4 protein-coding genes are annotated in these 2451 nt (G+C 38.4%); all 4 read right to left on the reverse strand.

What is annotated here, in order from left to right:
• Window positions 1-125, reverse strand: a 125-nt coding sequence (locus JJE29_09470) for a formate--tetrahydrofolate ligase (GenBank protein MBK5252843.1), incomplete at its 3' end; no start/stop codon positions are given.
• A 209-nt stretch (window positions 126-334) separates the two neighbouring features.
• On the reverse strand, window positions 335-781 hold the full coding sequence (locus JJE29_09475) for a PspC domain-containing protein (GenBank protein ID MBK5252844.1): 447 nt from the start codon (window positions 779-781) through the stop codon (window positions 335-337).
• 167 nt (window positions 782-948) lie between these two features.
• The gene (locus JJE29_09480) at window positions 949-1758 is read right to left on the reverse strand and encodes a peptidoglycan-binding protein (protein MBK5252845.1); all 810 of its coding nucleotides are present in this window, start codon (window positions 1756-1758) and stop codon (window positions 949-951) included.
• 74 nt (window positions 1759-1832) lie between these two features.
• On the reverse strand, window positions 1833-2451 hold a 619-nt coding region (locus JJE29_09485; protein ID MBK5252846.1), incomplete at its 5' end, for a tRNA threonylcarbamoyladenosine dehydratase.

Genomic DNA, 2451 nt, shown 5'->3' on the forward strand with positions numbered 1-2451 from the left:
ACCTTTGCTTTGTACTTTCCGTAAAGGTCTATATTATCTTCCGAGAGTCCCACTTTCTTTGCTATTTCTCTTATGTCCTGCATTGTCGCCTCTTGGGCTATTTCTATATCACTTTTGTATGACATGTTTCTCCCTCCGTTTCGTTGTTTTATACAGAACGATATTCTGTAATGCGGTATTTAGATTATATCATTTATATTCATCTTTTCAATATTCTTTTCGGATTTTACTTTTAATTCCATAAAAAAACCTAGTGTGAATCTAGATATGCAAGGATTAAACCTTTGCATATCTAGATTCACACTAGGTTCATTACAAAAAATACTGCGTGCGATTAATCCTTTTTAATGATGAAATATAATCCTGTGCCAACAAGAAGTAACGGCCATATATAAGCAAAATCTACCCAGTAGAACATTCTCCGTGCAAAGAAGAAAATTCCAAGAAGTATAAGTATCACACCAATGGCGTTGCGGTTTTTCTTATTCTTTTTAAAAACCTCTTCTACCTTTTTTTCTTTCGGCTCGTTTTCGTACTCAATCTGATGAGCTTCGTATTCTTCAGATGTTTCATCTTTTTCCGAATAACTTGCATACTCCGGCTCTTCCGGAATTATTATAGCCGCAATGATGTAGGCAACAATACCCGTTCCTGCGAGAAATATCAATATGACCCATACCAATCTAATAATAGTCGAATCAATTTCGAAATACTCAGCAATTCCTCCGCAGACACCTGAGATGACTTTATCTTTTCTTGATCGATATAAACGCTTTTCCATTGCTATTCCCTCCAATTATCAAAATCCAAAATGTGACTATCGCCTGGCTCAGTTACATAATAACATAAGCTAACTTGTTGTACATGGTAGCATATAAAAAAATATAGGATAAACAGCAATGTCAACTGTCTATCCCATATCCTTAAAACATATTAATAATCAATTATCTATAGTCCTGCGCTTACCCTTATTGCCGCTTGGTGCCGCGAGTCCTGATTCCCGTCCGAATGGCGTGTGCTATTATTGAAATGCAAATCCACATGGCCGTTCATTCCATTGTTTTTTACGGAATCGTAATTGTAACCGCTTCCATAGCCATCGCTTCTATTCGACACCCAAACTCTTGAAGGCTCTGAATCGAGTCCTGCATGAGGCATGTTTGCCATTGATGCCGCTATGACCCTGTCGCCATGGTAAATGAGAACCGGCCTTCTTTCCCAACTGAATTCTCCCCCCCATGCATCTTTCATTTTTTCGCTGTCCGCTTTTGTCAAAGCCTCGACATCAGCATGGTTTGTTCCACCGGTCACTTTAACATTAAACCTTATACCTGTATAAAAATCCTTAACTTCAAAAATTGTTTTGTTTCTGTCAATCATTGGAAATACTTCAGTCCACCAATCAAGATACTCTCCATATTTTCTGCTTTTCGAACTCCTTGAAACAGGTTTATCCACAAATTCCAGAGCCTCAATTTTTCTTGCAGTTACCGGCCCAACTATTCCATCGTCTTCTAGTCCGTTAGCCGCTTGAAATGCCCTTACAGCCGCTTCAGTGATGTTTCCATAATAGGATGTATAGCTGCCATACTTGAAATAGCCTGCTTTATCCATAGCCTCCTGGATCAACTGCACAGTGTATCCTTTTGATCCGTTTTTATAAACCCCTGAAATATTTTGCGTTGCCGCCATCGAAGAAAAATTCGAAAACACGAATATCGCGCAAGCCAATAAAACCCCTACTCTTTTTTTATTCATCTCAAGCCTCCAAAATCTGTTTTATATCTGTTTATATCTGTTTATAGGCAATAAATTCGCCTGTTTCAAAAACATCATACCTCACATTCGGATTTTATGTCAACCTTTTTATGTAAACCTTTTTCTTCCATTATGTCATTTATCGCAATCGAAGCAAGCAGTATTCCGGCCGCTGGAGGCACAGTTGAAATGCTGCCTATCACGCCATCTGATTTTTTAATTGGAGCTTCTTTCGAGTATACAACCTTCAATCTCTTGATTTCTCTCTTTTTAAGTTCTTTTCGTATAACCTTTGCAAGTGGGCAAACGCTTGTCTTATGAATGTCATCAATTTGGAGCATTTCAGGATGCAGTTTATTTCCAGTTCCCATAGAGCTTACAATAGGAATTGAATTTTTTACGCAAAACTCAATCAACGCCAGCTTGCTTGTCACCATATCTATTGCATCTATTACATAATCGGGTTTTGTCCGAAGGATTTCGCGGATGTTTGATTCATCTGCCATTATAGGAAAAATAGAAACCTTGACATGTGGATTTATAGACTCCATCCTCTTCTTCATGACAGAAACTTTGCTTTCGCCCACCGTCTCGTCCAATGCGTGTATCTGCCTATTTATGTTTGAAATATGAATCTTGTCATAGTCTACGAGTCCAATATTCTCAATGCCTGCTCTCGCAAGCGATTCGGCT

The sequence above is a fragment of the Peptostreptococcaceae bacterium genome (assembly GCA_016649995.1).
Lineage (GTDB): Bacteria > Bacillota > Clostridia > Peptostreptococcales > BM714 > BM714.

Coding starts and splice junctions, on each gene's coding strand:
- JJE29_09475 (MBK5252844.1), bottom strand. CDS start 781: ATGGAAAAGCGTTTATATCGATCAAGAAAAGATAAAGTCATCTCAGGT.
- JJE29_09480 (MBK5252845.1), bottom strand. CDS start 1,758: ATGAATAAAAAAAGAGTAGGGGTTTTATTGGCTTGCGCGATATTCGTG.